Origin of the sequence: Sandaracinus amylolyticus, assembly GCF_021631985.1 — a bacterium.
GTDB lineage: Bacteria > Myxococcota_A > Polyangia > Polyangiales > Sandaracinaceae > Sandaracinus > Sandaracinus amylolyticus_A.
This window is the reverse complement of the sequence record NZ_CP070225.1, coordinates 7995480-8018206: the sequence shown is the minus strand read 5'-3', so window position 1 is coordinate 8018206 and position 22727 is coordinate 7995480. Positions and strand designations below refer to the sequence as shown.

Annotated in this window: 13 protein-coding genes; 9 read left to right on the top strand and 4 right to left on the bottom strand. The window is 72.0% G+C overall.

What is annotated here, in order from left to right:
- The first annotated feature begins 194 nt into the window (after window positions 1-194).
- The 8 genes from I5071_RS33870 to I5071_RS33835 all read left to right on the top strand — a co-directional run bounded on the left by I5071_RS33870 (window position 195) and on the right by I5071_RS33835 (window position 14971).
- Entirely contained in the window at window positions 195-4817 is a 4623-nt protein-coding gene (locus I5071_RS33870) for an RHS repeat domain-containing protein (protein ID WP_236517427.1), read from the top strand.
- Complete coding sequence (locus I5071_RS33865; RefSeq protein ID WP_236517426.1) at window positions 4798-5721, top strand: hypothetical protein; 924 nt, start codon at window positions 4798-4800, stop codon at window positions 5719-5721. The genes I5071_RS33870 and I5071_RS33865 overlap by 20 nt, the downstream gene beginning before the upstream one ends.
- A 737-nt stretch (window positions 5722-6458) precedes the next feature.
- A complete protein-coding gene (locus I5071_RS33860; RefSeq protein ID WP_236517425.1) occupies window positions 6459-7586 on the top strand; it encodes a hypothetical protein in 1128 nt (375 codons plus the stop codon).
- Between the two features lie 13 nt (window positions 7587-7599).
- Window positions 7600-7836: a hypothetical protein gene (locus I5071_RS33855; RefSeq protein WP_236517424.1), complete on the top strand. Its 237-nt coding sequence runs from the start codon at window positions 7600-7602 to the stop codon at window positions 7834-7836.
- Between the two features lie 111 nt (window positions 7837-7947).
- Window positions 7948-11853, top strand: a complete 3906-nt coding sequence (locus I5071_RS33850; protein ID WP_236517423.1) for a serine/threonine-protein kinase — start codon at window positions 7948-7950, stop codon at window positions 11851-11853.
- Window positions 11854-11935: 82 nt separating this feature from the next.
- Window positions 11936-12475, top strand: coding sequence for a TerB family tellurite resistance protein (locus I5071_RS33845; RefSeq protein ID WP_236517422.1), 540 nt, complete (start codon window positions 11936-11938; stop codon window positions 12473-12475).
- On the top strand, window positions 12472-14391 hold the full coding sequence (locus I5071_RS33840; RefSeq protein ID WP_236517421.1) for a PAS domain S-box protein: 1920 nt from the start codon (window positions 12472-12474) through the stop codon (window positions 14389-14391). Before I5071_RS33845 ends, I5071_RS33840 begins: the two co-directional genes overlap by 4 nt.
- A 46-nt stretch (window positions 14392-14437) precedes the next feature.
- Window positions 14438-14971 (top strand): hemerythrin domain-containing protein, encoded by a 534-nt coding sequence (locus I5071_RS33835; protein WP_236517420.1) that lies wholly within the window; start codon window positions 14438-14440, stop codon window positions 14969-14971.
- Between the two features lie 128 nt (window positions 14972-15099).
- On the opposite strand, the gene I5071_RS33830 is transcribed toward I5071_RS33835, so the two are convergent.
- Window positions 15100-15981: a hypothetical protein gene (locus I5071_RS33830; protein ID WP_236517419.1), complete on the bottom strand. Its 882-nt coding sequence runs from the start codon at window positions 15979-15981 to the stop codon at window positions 15100-15102.
- 59 nt (window positions 15982-16040) lie between these two features.
- Here I5071_RS33830 and I5071_RS33825 point away from each other — a divergent pair, with 59 nt between their 5' ends.
- Window positions 16041-17420 carry a hypothetical protein gene (locus I5071_RS33825; RefSeq protein ID WP_236517418.1) on the top strand — a complete coding sequence of 460 codons (1380 nt, stop codon included), beginning with the start codon at window positions 16041-16043 and terminating at the stop codon, window positions 17418-17420.
- Window positions 17421-17515: 95 nt separating this feature from the next.
- Here the strand turns inward: I5071_RS33825 and I5071_RS33820 are convergent, their stop codons facing one another.
- The 3 genes from I5071_RS33820 to I5071_RS33810 form a co-directional block, all read right to left on the bottom strand.
- Complete coding sequence (locus I5071_RS33820) at window positions 17516-21709, bottom strand: hypothetical protein (protein ID WP_236517417.1); 4194 nt, start codon at window positions 21707-21709, stop codon at window positions 17516-17518.
- Window positions 21710-21790: 81 nt separating this feature from the next.
- Complete coding sequence (locus tag I5071_RS33815) at window positions 21791-22045, bottom strand: DUF3072 domain-containing protein (protein WP_236517416.1); 255 nt, start codon at window positions 22043-22045, stop codon at window positions 21791-21793.
- Between the two features lie 7 nt (window positions 22046-22052).
- Window positions 22053-22532, bottom strand: a complete 480-nt coding sequence (locus tag I5071_RS33810) for a hypothetical protein (protein ID WP_236517415.1) — start codon at window positions 22530-22532, stop codon at window positions 22053-22055.
- Window positions 22533-22727: the final 195 nt, after the last annotated feature.

The window sequence follows — 22727 nt, the reverse complement described above, 5'->3', positions numbered from 1 at the left end:
AGTACCTGACCGAGACGCTCGACGCGGAAGGCCGCTATCTCGCCTCCGCGCACGCCACACTCGCAGTCCGTCACCTCGCAGTCGGTCTCGATGGCCGCCCGATCGACTACGCCTACGTCACCGAGGCGAACGAGCTCCGCTACGACACCACACCGTTCGAAGCATCGAGCGACACGATCATCCTCAACGACGTCGTGCGTCAGCACGTCGATCCTGCGACCGGCGCGACGAGCCCCGTCGCCACTGCGCGCGAGCGAACCGTGCCGGTGCGCGGCATGCGCGCGGCGCGCATCCGCACGACCTACGACGACGTCGACAATCTCGGGCACGTCCTTCGACAGACCGCGCATGGTCAGGTCGAGCTCGCCACCGGCGCCGCGCAAGACGACGCGATCGTCTCGCACACGGAGATCACGCCAGTCGGAACGTGGACCTGGCGAACGCGCGAGACCTGGATCGACGGGCCGCTCGCGACGCAGCCGCTCGGTCACACCGAGGTCATGGAGTTCACGGATGCCGGAGATCCGGAGTGGACTCGGACGCACGTGTACGGGATTCCAGCGCTCGAGTTCGGCGCAGACCCGCCCGGTGAAGGCGGCGCGATGGGATACGGTACGACGACGCCCACGCAGACTATCGAAGCGTCGATCGCCCACGACGCGTGGGGCCAGCCGGTGGCGCAGTGCGCCGGTGGAAATCTCGGCGACGCGGCTGATCTCACGACGGCGCCGGCGCAGTGTCTGCGCTTCGGCACGGTCACTCGTGACCCTGCGTTCGGCCAGCTCGCGCTGACCGAGACCGCATGGATCGCGCGCGTCGACGACCAGCTCGAGGGCGCCGAGCTCGCCAGTGCGATCGACGGCGCGACCCTGGAGACGCACGGCGCGTGGGACCGCGGCCTCGCGCTGCTCCTGAGCGCGACCGCGCCCAACGACGAGACCTCGTCGATGCGCTACGACGGCTTCGGTCGTCCGGTCGCAGCTCTGCCCCCACCGATTGCTGGCTGCCCCGACGGCCCGAACCGGCTGCCCACGACCACCATCCGCTACGAGCTCACGCCGGACCCGATCAATCAGCCGCTGTCGCGAGTCCGCACCACCACGCACATTCGTGACGCGAGTTGCGCGCCCGCAGCGCCCATCGAGGGCATTGGCTACGTCGATGGTCTCGGTCGTGCCCGCGCTGCCCTCGCGACCGGCGACGACGAGCACGCGTGGGTGCGCAGCGGCATCACGACGTTCGATCAGAAGGGCTCGGTCCGTCGCACCTACCAGCCCGACTTCTACTCGGGCTCCGATGGCGACTTCGCGGCCGTCGTCGCGCTTCCGACCGACATCCCGTACGCGGTCACCCGCTACGACGCGTTCGGACGGGCGCGAGGCGTCATCGCCGAGGACGGCTCGACCGTCTGGACGAGCCATCACGCGATGTCCACGGACGTTTGCGATCCACTCGACAACGATCACTCGTCTCCGCACTACCGCACGTGCACCACCGCGCGAGTCGATGGACACGGTCGCGTGGTCGACCAGATCTTACGCAACCGCGACCCCGACACCGGCGGCGACGAGCACTATCACCTATGGAGCTGGTACCGCCAGGACGGCGCCGTGCTCGCGCTCGCGCGCACGCAGCGGAACGCGTCCGAGACCAGGCCCGTCGCGGTGCCGACCCGTGACGCGACCACCGTCATTCGAACGTTCACCTACGACTCCGTCGGCCGACGCTGGACCTCCGCAGACCCCGACACCGACTCTCCGACTGGGCAGCGCTGGCTCTACCTCTTCAACCGCCTCGGCGAACTCGCAGCAGTGCGAGACCCACGCGGCTGCGGCCAGAACTTCTTCTACGATCTCGCAGGCCGACTCGTCGGCGAGCAATACGTCGGATGCGCCGAAGTGACGTCGACGGGTGACGAGCAGCCCATCGCCGAGCTCCCTGCAGGCGTGATCTCGCTCCACCCTGTCGCGGTCAATGATGCGCCCATCCGCGTGGATGTTCGATATCACTACGACGGACACGAAGCACTCACCTGGGTCACCGCCCCCGGCACTGCCGCGTCGCCGCGCGGAATGCCCACTGGCGTCGAAGATCGCGGCCAGCGCTCTGCGATTGCCTACGACCGGCGCGGACACGCGATCTGGTCGGCGCGCCAGATGGCGTTCATCTCGAACGCCGCCGCGCTCGTCGCGCAGAGCTCCCCGACCGGAACGCCCCGCCGCACCGAGGTGCCGCTTCCCGGGTATGTCACGTACGACGAAGAGCACACGTATGTCCGCACGGCGACGTTCGACCACGCAGCGCGGCCGCTCTCTGTGACGCTGCCGATCGATCCCGATTGGCATCCGGATCCCGCCAACGGCGTAGACCCCGCGCCCGTCGTCAGCGGCTCACTGACGTACAACCTGCGCGGTTTGCCCGCGTCGGCGACCGCCCACGTGGGCACCGCGTCACAGCCCATTACCGCCGGCATCCGCTACGACCGGGACGGAGCCGTGCTCAGCACGACCTGGGGCGACGAACGCCCTGATCACCTCGCGACGGTCAGCGAGATTCGCTACGACCGACGTCGCCGCCCGATTCGATTCACCACCACGCGTCAGCCCACTGGCCCCGAGCCGCTCAGCGGTGAAGACCCCAGTCTCGCGGCGGTGAACACGGTCGTCGACCAGGAGCTCGCCTGGGACGCCGCCTCGAACGTCACCGACGTCGTCGATCATCGCGATGGCAACGAGTGGCCCACGGGCTTCCGCCCGCGCACGACGCACGTCGATCACGACTCACTCTATCGCGTGGTCGGCGGGTTCTTCGAATACACGCAAGAAGACAATCGCCGCACCAACGACGACGTCGCGACCGACTATCGCGACACCATCGACGCGATCCGCGCCGTTGGCGCCGACCCGATGGCGACGCGCCCGGCCGAGATGCTACCTGCGCCGGCCTCCTCGCGCGCGGTGAGCCTCGCGTGGGACTACGACTTCCTCGGCAACAGCACGGAGTGGAGTGACGACCAGGACAGCTTTTACGAGCGGAGCCTGGGCGACATCACGAACGGGCTCGACATCGACGCTCGTCCGAGCGCGCTCTACTTCGCGACCAACATCGCCGCTCCGCTGGCGAGCCCACAGGGCAACGCCGGCTGGCTCGAGCTCGACTACGGCGCAGGCGGCAACGTCACCGCGATGACGGTGCGCGCGCAGTGCGGCCCGCGCGAGACCCAGGCGGTCTGCACGCCCGGCGCGGGCACCGACGACCTCGCTCGCCGTGACTCGCTCCGCGCCACCTGTGCCTGCGCGCAAGAGCAGCACTACGAGTATCGCTGGGACGAGCTCAACCGCATCACCGAAGCGCGGCACTGGGACCGCGAGAGCGGCACCTGGACGCTTCGAGTGCGCCAGCGCTACCGTTACGACGGCGCCAATCAACGGACCGTCAAGCAGACTCTCTTCCAGACCGACCAGGGCGCCATCGAAGAGCGCATCGCCCTCTACGTCCTGCCGGGCGACTTCGAGCGACGCGGCCTCGTCCGAGGGCAAGACCTGGCCTACCAGCCCAGCTCCGAGGGCGCCGAGACGCAATACCTCGTTGCCGGCGCGAGGCTCGTGTGGCGTCACGAGAGCGGCAGCCACAAAGCCCGGCGACTCACAGTCCCGCTCGCCGACCTCATCCAGACCACCGCCGCCACGCTCGATGTCATGAGTGGCGACCTGCTCGAGGCGAGCACCTATCACCCCAACGGCGCGAGAGAAACCGTCTGGGCTGACACCCACGACCCCAGTGCCCTCGAGCCCGCCGGCTTCACCGCAAAGGAGGCCGACGAGGAAGTCGGACTGACCTACTTCGGCGAGCGATATCTGATCGCGAGAATCGGCAGGTGGGCCAGCCCCGACCCGCTGCACGTTCACGCCAACGGCGGCGGCGAGGCGCTCAACAGTTTCCACTATGTGACTGGCAATCTGCTCCAGTCCCGCGATCCGCTCGGACTCGATCCTCCTGTGATGCGCGGTGACAATGGCTCGGACGATCAGGTGTTCACCGCTGGCGCCGCCGCCGAGTGGCAATATCGCGGCGTCGAAGAGACTCAGCCTGGCAATCTAGCACTCGCATCCGAGACTCCCGATGGTGGACGCATCGAAGTTCGCGAGAATGTGGAATACTCCCACGACGGCCATTCGTACGAAGGTATCGCGATCGCGTATCGTGGCGCTAGCGGCGAGTCTGCGCGGTTCGTGCAATTTGCGAGTCACTATACTCAGATCCATGATCCTCTGATGGGATGGCGTCATCATGACGAAGTCGATGCGCGATTCAGAGATGCCGCGTTCGATCGTTCTGGCGTGACCATCACCCAGACGTCTCCGCGTGACGGTGCTCTGTTTATCGACAACGGGCATGCTGACGAAGCGTTCGTTCCCGAGAATTCCCCACACCTACGCGTCGCCGGTGGAGGCGGCATGATTCACTACGACGCGCCCAGTCACGTCGGGCCCCTCGCGCGCACCCTCGACCGAGAGATTCCAGAGGCGGCCGACGCTATTCGCTCACTAGCGATTTACCGAACGTATGTCTATGCCGAGGGGGCGGATCCCGCCTCCGACAACCCCATGGCGCAAGTCGTGTGGGCGGTGAGGACCGCCTACCATCGTGATGGCCGTACGGAACGAAGTGTCGAGGCGTTGTGGATTGCTCCCTCGACCGACGAGAATTCGATTGGGCTCAGTCCGCGGGAGAGGGCCCTGGTCGAGCGCTTGAGCGAGGCGCAGCCGTCGCAGGCGGAACCGGAAGCGCGTGGGGTTGTCGTTGCAGACGATTGAGCTAGCTCTTCTGACGATCTACGTCGGTGGTTTCCTCGTAGGATGCGGCGGCGGAGTTGCCGAGCGGCCGCTCGGCACGCGCGGCTCGGTCGCCGCGCGGGGCTCGGTCGTTACACCGAACGCGTGCGAGCACGACCCGTCCGAGGTGGCAGAGGCGTTCTGTGGCTCGCCCGCGGGCATCCCCTTCGTGGGCGTCTGGCGAGCAGTCGATCTACCCCCGCTTTACGAGCCGAGCCCACTGGTCGGGCTAGCGCCAACCGACGTGCTGTTCATCACGGAGTGCAGCGTCCGTATTCGGCTGGAGGTCGACCGGTCCTACGTTGGCGCGAGAGGTTGTGCCGAGCATCTGGACAATGCCGTTGTGCGCGAGTGGGTGGCGATTCCGGATGGCGATGTGTTGCGGTTTGGCGGCTGCGACGCGTCGCACACGGGGTGGCTCGTTGCGCCTGACGCGATGGACGTGCGGAACGCGAGCGGCCGCATAAGGCGCTATCAGCGCGTGCCCGAGGCCGAGTGGGGCAGCGAAGAGCTCTACGTCCAAGAACCTGATCGCGTCACGCGGATCGTCGGTCTTCCCCAGTGGGCAGCCGAGCGAGGGGACTGTCTGCTTCGCCGGCGTGTCAGGCAGGATCTCGGGGCTGCCGCCGAAGCGGAGCTGGCGCGTCTCCCCGACGATTTGCGCCATACGTGGATCGCACTTGCCACCCGCTCGGGCCTCGGCGCGCCCTATCAGGTGGAGGTCAGACCCACGAGCTTTGGTGTGCGCACGGCCCTCCAGCGCGTTTCGGCGACCGGCGCCGGTCTCGGCTCGATCGCTTCGGACGAATGGATGCAATCGTTCGACGAGGTGCGGGCGGCGCAGCTCGCGGCTCTCCAGTTCACGGCCCTCATGACACGGCGATGACGGGCTAGCAGCGCCCGGTGCTCGCCTGGTACCGGTGCGGCGCATCCGCCGCTCGAGACCGTTCTGGCGTGAGCGATCCTGCACGGCAGGGAGAGTTCGGAGATCTGGGCGAAGCGGGTCGCGAATTGGCGCGCGAGCGGGCAGATGGCGGACACGTTCGCTGCGGGCGCAAGATTGCCGCGGCAAACGCGAGGCACTTGAGGACGAAGAAGGCGGTCGCCGTCAGGCAGCTCCGCAAGTCGTACGCGATCTTCCAGCGGGAGCACGCGCTGCTGGGCCGTCGAGGCGAAGGCCGAGCGCGTCGACCCGACCCTGCTGGAGCTCCAGTTCCAGAGGCCCAAGGCCGCGCTCGACGAGATCTAGAAGAAGCTCGAGTGGGCGGCGGAGGCTTCGTCGCGCTTACGGGGCCGCGCGGCTTCGGCCTCGATGATGTGGACGACGCTGGGGCGGGCCTTCCGATCGAAAACGTCGTGCTTCCCGACCCCGGGTTGCAGGCTCCCGACTCCTCTCGTCCACCGGCGTCCGACGCTATTACGACTTCGGCACGGGCCGAGTGGCCTCTGCTCGTGCTCTCGCCGCCGAACGCCTGCCATATCGACGCGTCGAGCTCCGGGGTCGGCCTCTCGAAGCAGCGTACATCCTGACGATCGAGGGCGTCCCGAGATTCGCTGGGACCGCCTCGAGGGTGCCCAGCTGGTCGTCACGTACCGACACTGGTCAGCCCCGGAGGAGAGCCGATGAGAGGAACCATCTACCTGCTCTTCGCCGCGACTCTCGTCGCGTGTGGCGGAGCGACGAGCACGACTGTCGAGGACGCGGCGGTGGCAGACGCCGGCGACCATGATGGCGGCGCCCCCGATGGCGGAGCCGATCCGTTCGCTCCGATCGACCCAGGCGCACCCCCCGTCGCGGGCGAGGGCGACGCGTGCGAGCTCTCCGTCCAATGCGATCCGCTGCAGATCTGCGTCGATGACGAGTGCATCCGTCACGAGCGGGTCGACGCAGGGCAGCTGACCTGGGGCCCGGTTCGCCATCGCGACCTCGCCGACGTGCTCGCCGAGGTCGGCGACCCGTTCGCGCGGCCCTGGACGACGCTTCTCGACGGCGAGGACCACGACCTGCGGAGCTGGACGCTGCCGAGCGAGGGCGGCACCACGCTCCTCGTCACGGTCGACGCTCCCTCCGAGTGTCCGATCCTCGTCGCCGGCGCGACGCTCCGAACGGCCTGGATCACCCAGCTGCGCTGCACCGCGCTCGCACCCGCGAGCGGCGGTCGCCTCTGGGCGGCTGGCATCGACGCGACGACGAACCATCCCGTGTTGGTCCAGATCGGACCGGATGACTCGGAGCTCGCTCGTTACGACTTCGCGGAGCTCTTCGACGACGCGATCCTGGACGCCACGAGCGGGCGGGTGGTCGGTTCGATCACGTCGGTCCTCGCTGCGGGCGACGATCTCTACGTGTCGATGCGGCTCGGCGAGATCGAGACCCGCAGCCTTTCGGTCACCGCGTCCGAGCTCGTCTTCGCGCGAGTCCGCGACGGGCGCGCCGAGCTGCTCACGTTCGAGGCTGGCCAGGCCGTGCACCCGGACTCGGAGGCTGGTTGGCTCGTGCCGAGCGAGACCGGAGATCCGCGTGCGCTGGTGATCGGCGGCAATCCCGCGGACCGCGACGATCCGATCATGCTCGACCTCTTCGATCTTCGAAGCGGCGTGTCGGAGCGGCTTCTGGACGACTGGGCGATCGACGTTCGCCGTGCTCGACTGCACCCGCGCGGTGCGGCCGGCGGAGTGCTACGGCGATGGCAACATCCCCTTCGACCTCACGCACGAGGGCGAGGTTCTGCTCGAGAACATCGACGGTGAGCTGCACACGTTCGTGGTCGAGCCCGCGACGATCCGTGGCGGGCGTGCGATCGCGGCGGAACGCATGCTGACCAACCCCGTGCTTCCGGCGGATCGCGCGCTCGTGGAAGACTTCGCGCGCACGGAGCTTCGTGGTCGGCCCGTCGACGGACGATACGTGCTGCGGATCTACGGCCGACCCGAGATCGTGTGGGCGAACGTCGACGGGATTCAGCTGGCGCTGCAGTACCGCTACTGGACGCGGCAGTGAGCAGAAGCCGCGGCACGATCGGGATGGACACAGGTGGAGCGCGCCTCCGGCGGGCTCCACCTGTGTCCTCGCTTGCCTTTTCGCGGGCCGCGGAGGTACACGAGTACATCCGTGTCCGACGCCCCCAAGACCCGCATCCAGCGCGGACGGCGCGTCGACACGATCGGCCCGTACCGGCTCGTGTCGGTGCTGGGATCGGGCGGGTTCGGGACGGTCTACGCGGGCGAGGCGCCCGACGGGACGAAGGTCGCGCTGAAGGTGCTCTCCGAGCACATGCGGACCGACGAGCTGCTGCGGCGCTTCGAGCGCGAGGGCGACATCCGCATCGAGCACCCGAACGTGGTGCGGGTGATCGACGCCGGACGCGCCGACGACGGGACGCCGTGGATCGCGTTCGAGCTGCTCGAGGGCGAGCCGCTCAACGATCGACTGCGCAAGGCGCCGCTCCCGGTCGCCGAGGTGATCGACCTCGGGCTCCAGATCTGCGCCGGGCTGTCGGCGGCCCACGCGCGCGGCGTGGTCCACCGCGATCTCAAGCCGGGCAACGTGTTCCTGCGCAACGACGGGCGCGTCACGGTGCTCGACTTCGGCATCGCGCGCGGCGGCGAGCTCGCGCGCGATCAACAGCTGACGATGGTGGGCTCGGTGGTGGGCACGCCCGGCTTCCTCGCGCCCGAGCAGGCGCGCGGCGAGACCGACGTCGACACCCGCGCCGACCTCTGGGCCCTCGGCGTGATCCTCTACGAGGCGCTCTCGGGCATCTCGCCGTTCCGGCGCGAGACCGCGGTCGCGACGATCCTCGCGGTCGTGCTCGAAGAGGCCGCGCCGCTCGCGGGCAAGGCGCCGCCGCTGCCGCCGGGGCTCGCCGAGGTGGTGCATCGCTGCCTCGAGAAGCGCCTCGATCAGCGCTGGCCGAGCGCCGATGCGATCGCCCGCGCGCTGCGCGGGATCGACGTGCACGCGCGGCCCTCGCTGGTGCCCGCCGCGGCCGACACCGCCTCGCCGCAGGACGAGCAGCGCGTGATGGCGCTGGTGCTCGCCGAGGGCATCGTCGATCAGGGTGCGCTCGAGCGCGCGATCGCGCACTGGGGCGGCGAGCTCATCCCGATGCTCGGCGGGCGCGCGATCGGCGTGTTCGGCCGCACGACGTGGGAGGGCGACGAGACGCTGCGCGCGGTGAGCGCGGCGCTCGAGGCGCGCGATGCGGTGCGGTGGATCGCGGTGGCGTCGGGGCGCGCGACCGGTGCGGGCACGACGATCTCGGGCGACGCGGTGCGCGCGGTGGAGCGCGCGTGCGCGGCGCAGCTGCCGGGCGTCGCGCTCGATCTCACCGCGTCGCGCACCGTGGGCTCGCTCTTCGAGCTGCGCCGCGCCCAGGGCGAGCTGCTCGAGGTGCCGCGCGGGGCGCGACGTCGCGAGACCTTCGTGGTGTCGGCGCGCGAGGTGCCGCTGCTCGGTCGCGAGGCCGAGCTCGCGCAGCTCGAGGGTGCGCTCGCGAGCGCGCTCGAGGAGCCCCACGCGACCGTCGCGTGGATCGTGGGGCCGCCCGGGATCGGCAAGACCCGGCTGCGCCAGGAGCTCGAGCGTCGCCTCCGGGCGCGCGTCCCCCGCCCGGTCGTGCTGGTGGGGCGCGCCGAGTCGCATCGCCGCGACGCCGCGTACCACGTGATCGGTCACGCGCTCCGCAGCGCGCCTGGGCTCGCCGATGCGCTCTCGCGCGCCGAGGTCGGCGTGGCGCTGCGGCGCGAGGCGATCGAGCGCTTCTGCGCGGTGTGGCTCGACGCGGATCCGAACGTCGTGAGCGAGCACGCCGAGGTGGTGTGCGAGCTCCTCGGCGTGCCGTGGGAAGCACCCTCCGAGGGGCGCCGCAGCGATCCCCAGGTGCGCGCCGATCGGCTGCGCATCGCGCTCGGCGAGCTGCTCCTCGCGATCGCGGAGCGCGAGCCCCTCGCGATCGTGCTCGACGACGTGCAGTGGTCCGACGACGCGTCGCTCGCGCTGCTCGCGGATCTCTGCGCGCGCGCCGCGGATCGTCCGCTGCTCGTGGCGATGGCGGCGCGCTCGGAGCGCGTCGAGCGCGAGCGTGATCGGTTCGCGGGCGCCGACGTGGTGCGGGTCGAGCCGCGCGGGCTGCGCGCGGCCCACGTCGGGCACGTCGCGCGGGCGATCGCGGGGCGCGAGGTCGACGAGCGCGTGGTGCGCGCGATCGCCGATCGCACCGGCGGCAATCCGTTCTTCGTCGAGCAGATCGTCGGCGAGCTGGTCGAGACCGAGATGCTCGACTCGCCGCCGGCGAGCCTGCCGATCCCGCTGCACGTCGAGGGCGCGGTGCAGTCGCGTCTCGATCACCTGCCGCCCGCCGAGAAGAACCTGTGCAAGGTCGCGTCGGTCCTCGCCGCGCGCGCGTTCGGCGCGGGCGCGCTCGAGGCGCTCGGGGTGACCGATGCCGCGCCGCTCCTGGTGTCGCTGGTGCGCCGCGGTCTGCTCGCGACGCGCGCCGGCGAGCGCGAGCCGAGCGGCATCACGCGCGACGAGGCGATCAGCGGCGTGCGCCGCGCGATCGCGGAGAGCGGACCGCGCACCGAGCGCGAGCACCAGTTCAAGAGCGCGCTCGTCGCCGACGTCGCGTACCGCATGAACAGCGAGCGCGCGCGGCGCGATCTGCATCGCCGCGCCGCGTCGTACCTCGCGTCGGATCCCGGCGTCGAGCGCGAGGAGATCGCGCGCCACCACGAGCTCGGCGGCGCGCCCGAGGAGGCCGCGCTCGCCTACGTGCAGGCGGTGCGGGTGGCCCAGCGTCGGGGCGACAGCCAGAGCGTGCTGCGGCTCTCGGAGCGCGCGCTCGCGCTGGGCGGCGACGAGACGCTCGCGTTCGAGATGCACCTCGCGCGCGCCGAGGCGCTCTCGTTCCTCGGTCGTCGCGACGAGCAGGGCAAGGAGCTCGAGGCCGTGCTCGAGCGCGCGCGCACGCCCGCCGAGCGAGCCCGCGCGCTCACCGAGCGCACCGGGCTGCTCGCGACGCTCGGCCGCAACGACGAGGGCGCGTTCGTCGGCGAGGACGCGGTGCGCACCGCGCGCGAGGTGGGCGATCCCGACCTGCTCGCGACCGCGCTGGTTCGCCTCGGATGGGTCCTGCTCTACGCGGGGCGTATCCACGAGGCGATGAGCGCGATCGGCGAGGCCGCGCGCATGATCGATCAGGTCGGGCCCGAGACCGCGGCGCTGATCGCGGCGTGGAAGGCGCAGCTCGCGACCGCTCGCGGCGATCTCGGTCAGCGCAAGATCGCGTACGAGCAGGCGATCGCCCGCTACAAGCAGATCGGCGATCTGCGGCGCGCTGCGAGCGCCGAGACGAACCTCGCCGACACGCTGAACCGCATCGGCTCCTACGAGGCCGCGGAGACCGCGCTGCGCGCCGCGCTCGAGACCTGTCGTCGCGTCGGCAATCGCGTGGTCGAGGGCTTCGCGCTCGCGAACCTCGGCTACGCGCTCGGCAAGCTCGAGCGCACCGACGAGGCGCTCGCGGCGCTCGACGACGCCGAGCGCATCGGCGCGCAGGCGCAGCAGAGCCGGCTCGTGCTCGCGGTGCGGCTCTACCGCGCGCGCACGCTGCTCGGGCATCGCGATCCCGACGAGGTCGTCGCGCTCGCCGAGCAGGTCGCCGATCAGGCGCGGCGCGCCGGCACGCTGCCCTGGTCGGTCACCGCGCTCGCGCTCGCGTCGCAGGCGCGCCTGCTCGCGGGGGACGTGAAGGACGCGCTCGCGCTCTCGACCCGCGCGATGAGCCTGCGCGACGAGATCGGCGCGATGGAGGAGGACGAGTCCGAGGTCTTCCTCGCCCATGCCCGCGCGCTGATCGCGAACGGGCGCGACGCCGACGCGCGCGAGATCCTCACGATCGGGATCACGCGGCTCGAGTTCCTCGCGGGCCGGATCGCGGACGCGGACTGGAGGGCGCGCTTCCTGACGGACGTGCCGGCGAACCGAGCGCTCATCGAATTGGTCAGCAGCGGATGACGTGAACGGCAAGGCCGCGATCCGGCGCGGCCGGTCGGGGGGAGGGGTCTCCGAGACCCTCCCGAGAACACAGGGGGACATCATGGGGATCAGCGATGCGCAGCAGGCGATGGCGAGCTGGCTGGGGGCGCTCGCGCGCGGCGGCGTGCTCGAGGGCGCGCACGAGAAGGCGGGCGAGGCGGTCGCGGCCTACGTCGTCGGCGAGAGCGAGATCGATCGACTGCGCACATGGTTCGCGGAGCAGCCGGTCGACGTCGCGACCCGCGAGCGACGCGCCGCGATCGAGGTGTGCATCTGGATGGTGCACGCCGATCGCGAGGTCGACCCCGAGGAGGTGCACCTCCTGCGTCGCATCATCGCGGCGAGCCTGCTCGACGAGGACACCCAGGACGAGCTGGTGCGCGAGAGCCACGAGCCGCCCTCGCTGCGCGGCCTCGAGACGCGGCTGACCCATCCCGTGCTGCGCGAGCTGCTCCTCGCGCTGTGCTGGGAGCTCGCGTGCGCCGACGGACGCGTCGCGAAGAGCGAGCGCGACTTCTACGCGGGCCTCGCCAAGCGGCTCGGCATCGGCGACGTGCGAGCCTCGGAGATCCAGCGCGCGATCGGCGAGCGCATCGGATGAGCGAGCACTGGCCTGCGCCGCCCGACGGAGTCTCCGAGGCGGTCCTCCATGCCGCGCACAACGCGGGCATCGGCGTCGCGCTGACGATCACCGACGACGAGCGCGTCCGCCCGGTGTGGTTCAACGAGCGTGCGGTCGAGATCCTCGGTCGCCCCTACGAGGAGCTGCTGCGCAGCAACATCTTCGAGCTGATCGCCCCCGAGAACCGCGAGATGGCGTACGACCTGAAGACGGCGCGCGATCGCGGCGACGTCCACCACGGGTCGTTCGAGCTCGCCGCGATCCGGCCCGACGGCTCGCGGGTCCCGGTGTCGATCTCGATGGGCGTCGCGTACATCGGCGAGCGCCGCGTCGGGGTCACGTTCTTTCGCGACATCGGCGCGCGTCGCGCGTCGGAGGACGCGCTGCGCGCATCGGAGGCGCGGTTCCGCACGCTGATCGAGTCGGCGCCCGACGGCATCGCGATCACGCGCCTCGACGGCACGATGGTCTACGCGAACCGCTCGGCCGCCGCGGCGCTCGGATACGCCGCGCCCTCGCAGCTCGTCGGCCTCAACCTCACGCAGCTCTACGAGCCCGAGGATCTCGAGATCCTCAACGACCGCATGCGCCGCATGATCGCCGAGGGCGAGCGCTTCCCGCCGCGCGAGTACCGCCTGCTGCGCGCCGACGGAACGCCGACCGTGATGGAGATGACCGGGCACGTCATCGAGTACGACGGCTCGCCCGCGGTGCTCGGGTTCGGACGCGACGTCAGCGAGCGCAAGCAGATGCAGCAGCAGCTCGCGCGCGCCGATCGCCTCGCTGCGCTCGGCCTGCTCGCGGCAGGCGTCGCCCACGAGATCAACAACCCGCTCACGTTCGTGTCGCTCGGCGTGCAGGCCCTCGAGCGCAAGATCGAGCTGCTCGTCGCCGATCCGCTGGTGCGCGAGGAGCTCGTCGCGATGCTCGGCCCGATGCGCGACGGCACCGCGCGCGTCGCGGAGATCGTCCGCGATCTGCGGGCGTTCGCGCGCTCCGAGGACACCCCGCCGCCCGGCGAGATCGACGTCGTGAAGGTGATCGCGACCGCGGAGCGGATGGCGGCCCACGAGCTGCGTCATCGCGCGCGCCTGGTGCGGCGCATCACCGGTCAGCCGCGCGCCCACGGCCACGCGGGGCGGCTCGAGCAGGTGATGCTGAACCTGCTGGTGAACGCGATGCAGGCGTTCGCGGAGGACGCGTTCGATCCGACGGTGATCGTGACCTGCGCGGAGCGCGAGGGCTCGGTCGAGATCACGGTCGAGGACAACGCGGGCGGCATCCCCGAGGAGACCCGGGCGCGGGTCTTCGATCCGTTCTTCTCGACGAAGCCCGCGAACATCGGGACCGGGCTCGGCCTGTGGATCTGCCACGGGCTCGTGACCTCGATGGGCGGCACCATCGCGCTCGAGTCGGTGCTCGGTCGCGGCACCGCGGTGCGGGTGCGCATCCCGACCGCGAGCCCGGCGAACGGGCGCACCTCGCCGCCCAGCGTCGTCCCCGCGAGCGCCGACGAGGGGCTGCGTCCGATGCGCGTGCTGGTCGTGGACGACGAGCCGACGCTCGGTCGCCTGATCCAGCTCCTCCTGAGCGGCGAGCACCAGGTGCACGCGGTGACGAGCGCCGAGGACGCGCTCGCGTGCTTCGACGCGGGCGAGCGCTACGACGCGGTGCTCTGCGACGTGATGATGCCGCGCACCAGCGGGCCCGAGCTGCACGAGCGGGTGCGCGCCGCGTGGCCCGAGCTCGCGGGGCGCTTCGTGTTCATGACCGGCGGCGCGCTCACCGAGCGCTCGCGCCACTACCTCGACACCTCGCCGCAGCCACTGCTCGACAAGCCGTTCTCGCCCGACGTGCTGCGTCACGCGCTGCGGCGGGTCGTGCCCGCGACCTGATCGGGGGGCTGGCACGGGCGCGCGCCGGGTGTATCTGCCCACGAGCATGATTCCGCTGCGCTCGCGCCGCGATCCCGCGCCCACCACGCATCTGCCCGACGACGTCGTCGGGCGGCTCGCCGCTTGTCACGCGCACATCCGGCGCTTCCTGGTGGACGCGCGCGGGCTCGCGACCGGCGCCGGCGATCCGTCTCGCCGTCGCGAGAGCGCGCGCGCCGTGCTGCGCTACTTCCGGGTCGCGCTGCCGCTGCACGAGGCCGACGAGGACGCGTCGATCGCGCCGCGTCTCGAGCGTCGCTCGGTCGGTCTCGCGCGCGCGCTGCTCGCGCGCATGGACGAGCACGGCGCGATCGACGTCGCGATCGATCTGCTCTGCGCCGACTGGGCGCTCTGGGCGGGCGAGGGCGATCCCGGGCACGTCGTCGACTTCGCGTCGCACCGCCGCTTGCTCGAGACCCTCGACGTCGCGATGGAGACCCACCTCGGGCTCGAGGAGCGCGAGATCTTCCCGGCGATCCACACGCTGCCCGAGAGCGAGCGCCGCGCGATCGTGGTCGAGATGACGGAGCGCCGCCGGTAGCGGCTGCGGCGCGCCCCGTCACACGGCTCCCGGGGCGGTCACACGGCGCCGGAGGGCGCTCACACGGCTCCCGGGAGCGCTCACACGGCTCCCGGGAGCGCTCACACGGCGGCGGGCAGCGCCGCCGATCACGCCTCGGACGGTGCGGGCTCGCTCGGGGCGGCACGCTCGGTTCGGCTCGGCGCGAGGGTGGCCCGGGTCGCGGGCCCCGGCACCAGCCGCGGCACCAGCGCGGTGCGGCGGTGCGCGCTCTCGAACACGCCCATCGCCAGCCGCATCTCGAAGAGCATCCGACCCTCGGCGCGGTTCGTCGCCGGCTCGTCCTGACCGCTCGCCGTGCCCTCGACGAACCGGGTGCTGCGCGCCGCGCCGAGCGCGGCGTGGGCCTCGCGCGCGAGGCGGACGTCGTCCGGCGTCAGGTCCACCGACTCGACCAGCGCCCGCGTCGACGCATCGCTCGCGCGCAGCTGCGCGTCGGCGAGCTCGGCGAGCGCCGCGAGCGAGTCGCGCAGCGACTCGAGGGTCTCGGCCGAGCCGAACGCTGCCCCGTACGCGGCCTCCGCCTTGGGGTCGCCCGCCGCGAGGAGCTCGAGCGCCTCGGCGAGCAGGGCGCGCACCGCCTTGCCCTCGTCGAGCGCACGCTCGAGCGCCGAGCGCGCGCTCGTCGCCTTCGACTGCCGGCCCTTCTGCGCGGCGACGCCCTCGCCGAGCTCGCGCAGGCAGAGGAGGAACCAGGCAAACCGCGCCCGCCCGTAGCGCCGCAGCGCCACTGGGTGCTGCTGGAGCGCGGCGTGGATGACCGGCGCCCACTTCTGGGCCTCGCGATAGACACCCTCGGCCTTGGTGCGCGCGCCGAGCTCGGCGCACTTGGCGGTCGACGCCTGGCCGAGGAACGCGCGCTGCTGCGCCTCGCCGAGGGTCGGGTAGCTCGCCGCGAGCGAGACCTCGATCGCGATCGCCGCCGGGGGCGCGGCCTTCTTCTTGGTGGGGCTCTTCTTCTTGGTCGCCATGGGCGCGACGGTAGCCCGGTGCAGCGGGCGAGGAGCAGTCCGTGATAGGGGTCATGGGCATGCATCACCGCCTCCTGCTCGCGTTCGCGCTCTTCACAGTCGCCTGCGACGGCAACGACCCACCCGCCGACGAGCCCTGTCCCGCCGGCCATTTCCGCCCGGGGCCCGGGCTCGATTGCGAAGCCCACACGGCGTGCGGCGACGGCGAGCACGAAGCCGCGCCGCCGACCGCCTACAGCGATCGCGTCTGTCGCGCCCACACGACCTGCGCCGCGACCGAGTACGAGATCGCGGCGCCGACCGCGACCGACGATCGCCGCTGCCGCGCGATCACCGCGTGCAGCGCGGCCGAGTACGAGCTCGCGCCCCCGAGCGCGTCGCGCGATCGACTCTGCGCGCCGCTCTCGACCTGCGAGGCCGGCGAGTGGGAGGCCGCCGCATCGAGCGCCACCCGTGATCGGCTGTGTCTGCCCCACCGCGTCTGCGACGTCGGCGAGGTGCTGCGCACCGCCGGCACCGCGACCTCCGACGCGAGCTGCCGCGCCTGCATCCCCGGCGAGTTCTGCGCCGGCGGCGACACCCCGCCGATGCGCTGCGACTGGCGCGACCGCGATCGCGATCCCGGCACGCCGTGCCCGTCGCTGGTGCAGATCGCGGTCGGCGCCGGGCACCTCTGCGCGCTCGACGACACCGGCGCCGTGCGGTGCTGGGGCGCGAGCCGCGACGGGCAGACGAACGTGCCCTCGTCGCTGACCGACGTCGTGCAGCTCGCGGCCAGCAGCACTCACACCTGCGCGCTGGACGCCGCGGGGGACGTGACGTGCTGGGGCGCCGGGCCGGTCGCCCCCGCGGATCTCGGGACGATCGTGCAGCTCGCGGGCGGGCCCGACGGGTCGAACACCTGCGCGCGCGACGACGCGGGCGGTGTCCGGTGCTGGGCTCCGGCCTTCCAGGACCCGCTCACGCCGCCGGCCGGGCTCGCGCCGACCGTCGACGTCGCGGTCGGCATGACCAGCGCCTGCGCGGTCGACGAGCTCGGCGACGTCACGTGCTGGGGCGGGCGCTACGCCGACGGCACCGACGTGGTCCCGAGCGACCTCGGCGCGATCGTGCAGGTCTCGGTCGGCACCACGCACGCCTGCGCGCGCGACGACGCGGGCGGCGTGCGGTGCTGGGGCTCGGACGGCGACGGACAGCTCGAGGTGCCGGAGGGCATGCCTCCCGCGACCCGGATCACGACCGGTGGTCCGCGCACCTGCGCGGTGCACGCCGACGGCACCGCGACCTGCTGGGGCGCGGCGCTCGGCGTGCGTCCCGCCGCGCTCGAGGGGATCGTGCAGATCGCGCCGTTCTACCCGGTCGACTGCGCGCTGCGCACCGACGACGCGATCGAGTGCTGGGGCGCGGGCGCCGGGGCGCTCGTCACGCCCGGGCCCTGACGTCGAAATATCGGCTCGCCCGCCGGTCCCTGCCGTCCGCGCGCGTCGCGCGCTCCCGTCCGGGACCGGCGGGACGAGCACTCCGGTGCGTGACGTCAGCCTTCGCCCGACGGCGGAGGCTCGATGGGCGGGCTCGGCACGGCCGGTGCGGGCGCGGCCGGTGCGGGCGCGGGCGGCGGAGCGGCGGGCTTCTTCGGGGGCCAGGTCCTCCACATGCCGCCCGCGACGAACGCCGCGAACGCCCAGCGCGACCACGCGATGAGGCGCGCGGCCAGCCAGAGCGACCAGAGCAGCATCACGACGTGATAGGTCCAGGTCGGCACCGAGATCATCGTCGCGATCGGCAGTGACGCCTCGGGCCCGTCGACACGATCGACGTACCACTCGAGCCCGCTGTAGACGTCGGGCGCGATCGAGGTGTCGGGATCGACCAGCAGCCCGACGTGGATCGCCGCGTAGAGCACGATCGCGGTGATCAGCGTCCAGCCGAGGATCACGAGCTGGCGGAGATCCGACCAACCCGCGCTGAGGTTCGGGGTGCGGCGCCGCCACTCGATCAGCGCGACCCAGCTCGGGACGATCCACACGATCTGCCACGGCAGCTGCGAGAGCCCGAGGCCGAGCAGCGCCCAGTCGAGCGCGCTGACGCCCGCCCGCGTTCCATCACGCGGCGCGAGCACGCGCGCCAGCGCGATCGACACCACGAGCAGCACCAGCAGGTACGGCCAGAAGAGGACCACCGGGCCCCACGCCGGACCGCTCAGCCAGAGCGTCCACCGGCTCGGCCGCTCGATCACGACGGTCGTGTTCACCGCGCCGCCCGAGAGCGTCACCGGCGACGTGCGGTACACGACGTCGAGCGCGCGCGGCTCCTGCCACTCGAGCTGCACGCTCGTCGAGCCCGGCGCGATGGTCAAGCTCACCTGACGATCGCGCTGCTCCACCGAGCGGCGCTCGCCGCCGACCATCACCGACTGCAGCACCGCGCCCTCGGGCAGCGTGATCGTCTGGGTCGAGCCCACGCTGCTGCGGGCGTCGAGCGAGAGCGTCGCGATCGTCAGCCGCTCGCCGGGGCGCAGCGTGAGGCGCGCTCCGTCGATCGTCATCGACTGGCCCTGCGCCGCGGGAAGGCGCGCGACGTCGACGTGCAGCGTGTCGCCGGGGAAGGGGCGGAACTGGGGCTGCCACATCCCGTCCTGCTCGATGCTCACCGGGTCGAGCTCGCGCGTCTCGCAGCGCCACACGGTGCCGCACGACACCCGCCAGGTCTCGCTGCGGCGCTCGTTCTCCGGCGCGGTGAGCACGAGCGACTCGCGCGGCGTGAGCACGCTCGACCACGAGCGCTCGGTCTCGGTGCCGCCGAGCGTCACCACGACCACGCCGTTCTCGACCGTGAGATCCGACGAGAGCACCGACTCGCCGGGCAGGAGCGGGATGCGCGCGACGATCGGCGCGCCGATCGCCGAAGTACGACGCACCGTGGTGGTCGCCTCCCAGCGGATGCCGAGCGCGAACGAGCGCTCGAGCGCGAGCCACGGCACGACGCGGATCGACGCGCCGCCACCGCTCTCGCCTTCGCCCTCACCGGGCTCGCTGCCGACCGAGCGTCGCAGCTGGATCGAGCTGCCGATGCGATCGCCGCCCGAGAGCCCGTCGACCTCCCAGCCCGCCGCGCTCACCTGCGCGTGATGGGGCGCCGCGGCGAACGCGAGCGTGAACGCGTCGCTCGAGGGCAGCGCACCCTCGAGCCGCACCCGGTGCGCGCCCGAGGGCACGCGCGCGTAGAGATAGCCGTCGTCGGCCCGCGCCGCGGCAGTGGTCGCGCCGCCGTCGATCGTGATGGTCGCGGGCGACCACGCGTCGAGCGGTCCGGGCAGCGGCACTGCGGACAGCGCGCTCGCCTGCACGTCGAGATCGATCACCAGCCGAGCGCCCGCGATCGAGATCGTCGCGGCCGCGAGATCCGCGCAATTCGGGGCGCAGCGCGGCGCGCGGGTGAGGCGGGTGCGCAGCTGCTCGATCATCTGCGGCGAGGGCTCGTATGCGTCCTGGGCGCGCACGATCGTCGGGGGCGCGATCACGATCGCGAGCAGCACCGCGGCCGCGGCGATCGGCGCCGGCGCGCTCGCCTCGGCGCTCGGCGGAGGCGGCTGAGGACGGGCGCGATAGAGGAAGTAGAGGAAGAGCCCGAAGAGCGCGACCTCGAGGATCGCGAGCACCCCGTTCTCGAGCGGCGTGACGAGCCAGAGCCGCACCTCGGTGTCGTGGGTCACCGGGCCATCCCACGAGAGCGTGATCGTCTGACCACCGCGGGACTGCCACGAGGGCACGCCGGGCCCGGTCTGCAGCACCGCGTTGGGCTCGTACGACCAGAGGTTCGGGCTGCGCGACACGTCGCCGCTGCTGCCGAAGAGCCCGCCGATCTCGTCGGACTCACCGCCGCGGTAGCTCCGCCGTCCGCCCCCGCCCTCGGCGTCGTCGGCCATCATCGGCTCGGCGGCGGGTGCCGAGGGCGCGACGGTGCTCGTCGGGTAGTCGAACGAGCTGACCTCCTCCTCCTCGCGCAGCTCGTACGCCGGCGCGCCGGGATCGGCGTAGGGCCAGATCCCACGGCGCAGCTCGTAGCCCGCGAAGTACACGACGAGCAGGCAGAGCAGCGCGAAGCAGACGTGGAACGCGTAGCGCATCGACTCGCGCATCCATCCGCGCGGCAGCGCCTTCGCGAGCGCGAGCGTGATCACCAGCGGGATCCACACCAGGAACGGCGCATCGGGCGCGTGGTACGAGAGCACGAGCACCGCGAGCGACGTCGCGCCCGCGACCGGCCCGGCGAGCCTTCCGATCGCGAGCGAGATCACCAGCACGAAGAAGAGCCCCCACAGGTTCCAGCGATCGAGCCAGGTCGCGGCGTGATCGACGCCGCTCGCCGCGATCAGTCGGAACCCCGGCGCGAGGTGCAGCGTCGCGACGAGGCTCTGCACGTCCTCGTCCCAGCCCACTGCGGAGAACACGTTGCTGGTCCCGTCGTCGCGCCACTCGGCGCGCACGTCGATCGTCGGACGGCGGAGCTCCACGCCGGCGCGACCGTCGTCGGAGAGCGTCGAGATCAGGTGCGGCGATCCGTCGACCGTCGCGCGTCCGAGCTCGCCGTGCGCGAGCTCGAGGCGCCACCGCTGGTGCATCTGACCGCTGAGCACGTCGATGCCGGTGAGGCCCTCGCCGTCGGGATCGAGCCAGAGCTCGCGCGAGAGCGAGACCTGGTTCGGCGGCGGCGCGGGGTTGCCCCGGCGGGTGGTGGTCAGCGTGAGCTCGGCCGAGCCCGAGGGCGCGAGATAGGTCGGCAGCCCGCGCCACTCGCCGGGCAGGTTGGTGCGATCGGGATCGATGCGATCCGCGCCCGCGAGCTCGACCTGGCGCAGCGCCTCGTCGGCGCTCCACACCCAGATCTCCTCGGCGGGCCAGATCTCGGCGCGCGCGATCGCGCGCAGCGGCGCGTCGAGCGAGGCGCGCACCCCGACCACTTCGACGTCGAACGAGCCCGCCTGCACCTGCACCGTGAGCTCGCCGTCCTCGCTCATGCGCACCGGCGCGCTCGACGTGACCGCGATCGGATCGACGCCCTCGAGCAGCGCGCGACCCAGCGCGATCTCGCGGGGACGACCGCCGACCCGGAGCGCGATGCGCGTGGTGATGCGCATCGGCGAGCCGTCGTCGATCCGCCGGAACACCTCGATCGAGAGCGTGTCCTCCTGCGCGGCCTCGCGGGTCGCGGTCTGCAGCCAGAGCGTGCTCGCATCGCGACGCGGGCGGGTGACGACACCCTCGGGCGTGCGCAGCGCGATGCGCCCGACCTCCGACGGGATCGCGATCGTCTCGGGCTGCTCGCTCCACGTGAACCGGCCCTCGATGCGGAACGATCCCGCGGGCAGATCGACCAGCGGCGCGCCGCCGCGACGCACCGGCACCGCGCGTCCGTCGACCCGCACGTCGAGCGGCCAGCGTCGCTCGTCGCCGGGGAGCGTCACCGCGCTCGCGTGATCGAGCGAGACGCTGAGCACGAAGGTCGCGCCGCCCGGCTCGACCACGAGCGCGAGCTCGCCCGGCCAGATGCAGCGCGGCGAGCCATCGGGCATGAACGTGCAGCCGTAGGTCTCCATCCCGTCGAGCGCCCACGGGATCCACGGCTGGAGCGGTGCCGGCACGTCGCTCGGCGCGAGCGGCGCTTGCGCGTGCGCAGCCGACGGGAGCACGAGCGCGAGGACGAGCAGCGACCACGAGAGGCGCGTCATGCGCGCCAGCGTCACACGACGAACGAGCCCGCAACAAGCGCGCGGATCGGGACGCCCCGGTGAGGCGCGCCGCCCCGCGGATCAGTGCACGTCGTGACGGTGATGATCGGGCAGTCCGAGCTTCGCGCGCAGCGCGTCGATGCGCTTGCTCGCCTCGGCCTTCGTGAGGTGCGGCTCGAACTCCTCGTGGGCCTGCTCGCAGAGCGTCGCGAGATACGACGACTGGGCGTCGGTCATCGGATCGTCGCCGCTGACCCAGTCGTCGGGATCCTTCTCGAGGTTGCTCCGACGAGGATCGAAGTCGCGGCCCGCCACCGGCTTCTTCGGATGCTCCATGCGCCGATCACCGCAGCAGCGTTCGTGCCGCGCGTGCTCGCGCGCACCACGACGCGAGCGCAGGACGCACTGCGTCGACGAGACGCTCGTCGCCGATCGCCAGCGCCACGAAGTACAGCGCGCCCGACCCGCTGTGGCAGCCGCTCCCCGCCGCGCACGAGCTCGCGAGCTCCGCGATCGCGAAGCAGCCCTCGCCCGAGCCGAACGGATAGCTCGCGGTCGCCGCGTCCTCGTACACCGCCCACGACGCGTCCCCCGGTGCCTCGAGGTAGCGCTCCGCGGCGTCGATCGTCGCGCGCACGTTCGTGTCGAGCTCGAGCACTCCGGCTTCGAGCAGCGCGCGTCCCGCGGCGACCATCGCGGTGGTGAGCGCGATGCGCGCCTCGGGCTCGCGCGCCACCGCGAGATCGAACGTCCGCACCCACGCCAGCACGCGCTCGCGCGGCGCGATCCCGTCGACCAGCGTGGCCTCGAGCTCCGCGATCACGGCGCCGACTCTTCGTTCATCCGCTCCACGCGCCCGAGGAGACGACCTGCGCCCCGGCGTCGTCAACGCGACGATCGACCCGCGAAACGTGCGGTGGTGCGCGACTTCCCGCACCGGCGCTGCACGGATTGTTTCCGGCGTGTGAAAAGAGACGCCCGCGTCACGCGGCCGAGACCCGCTCGGGCGCGAAGCGCC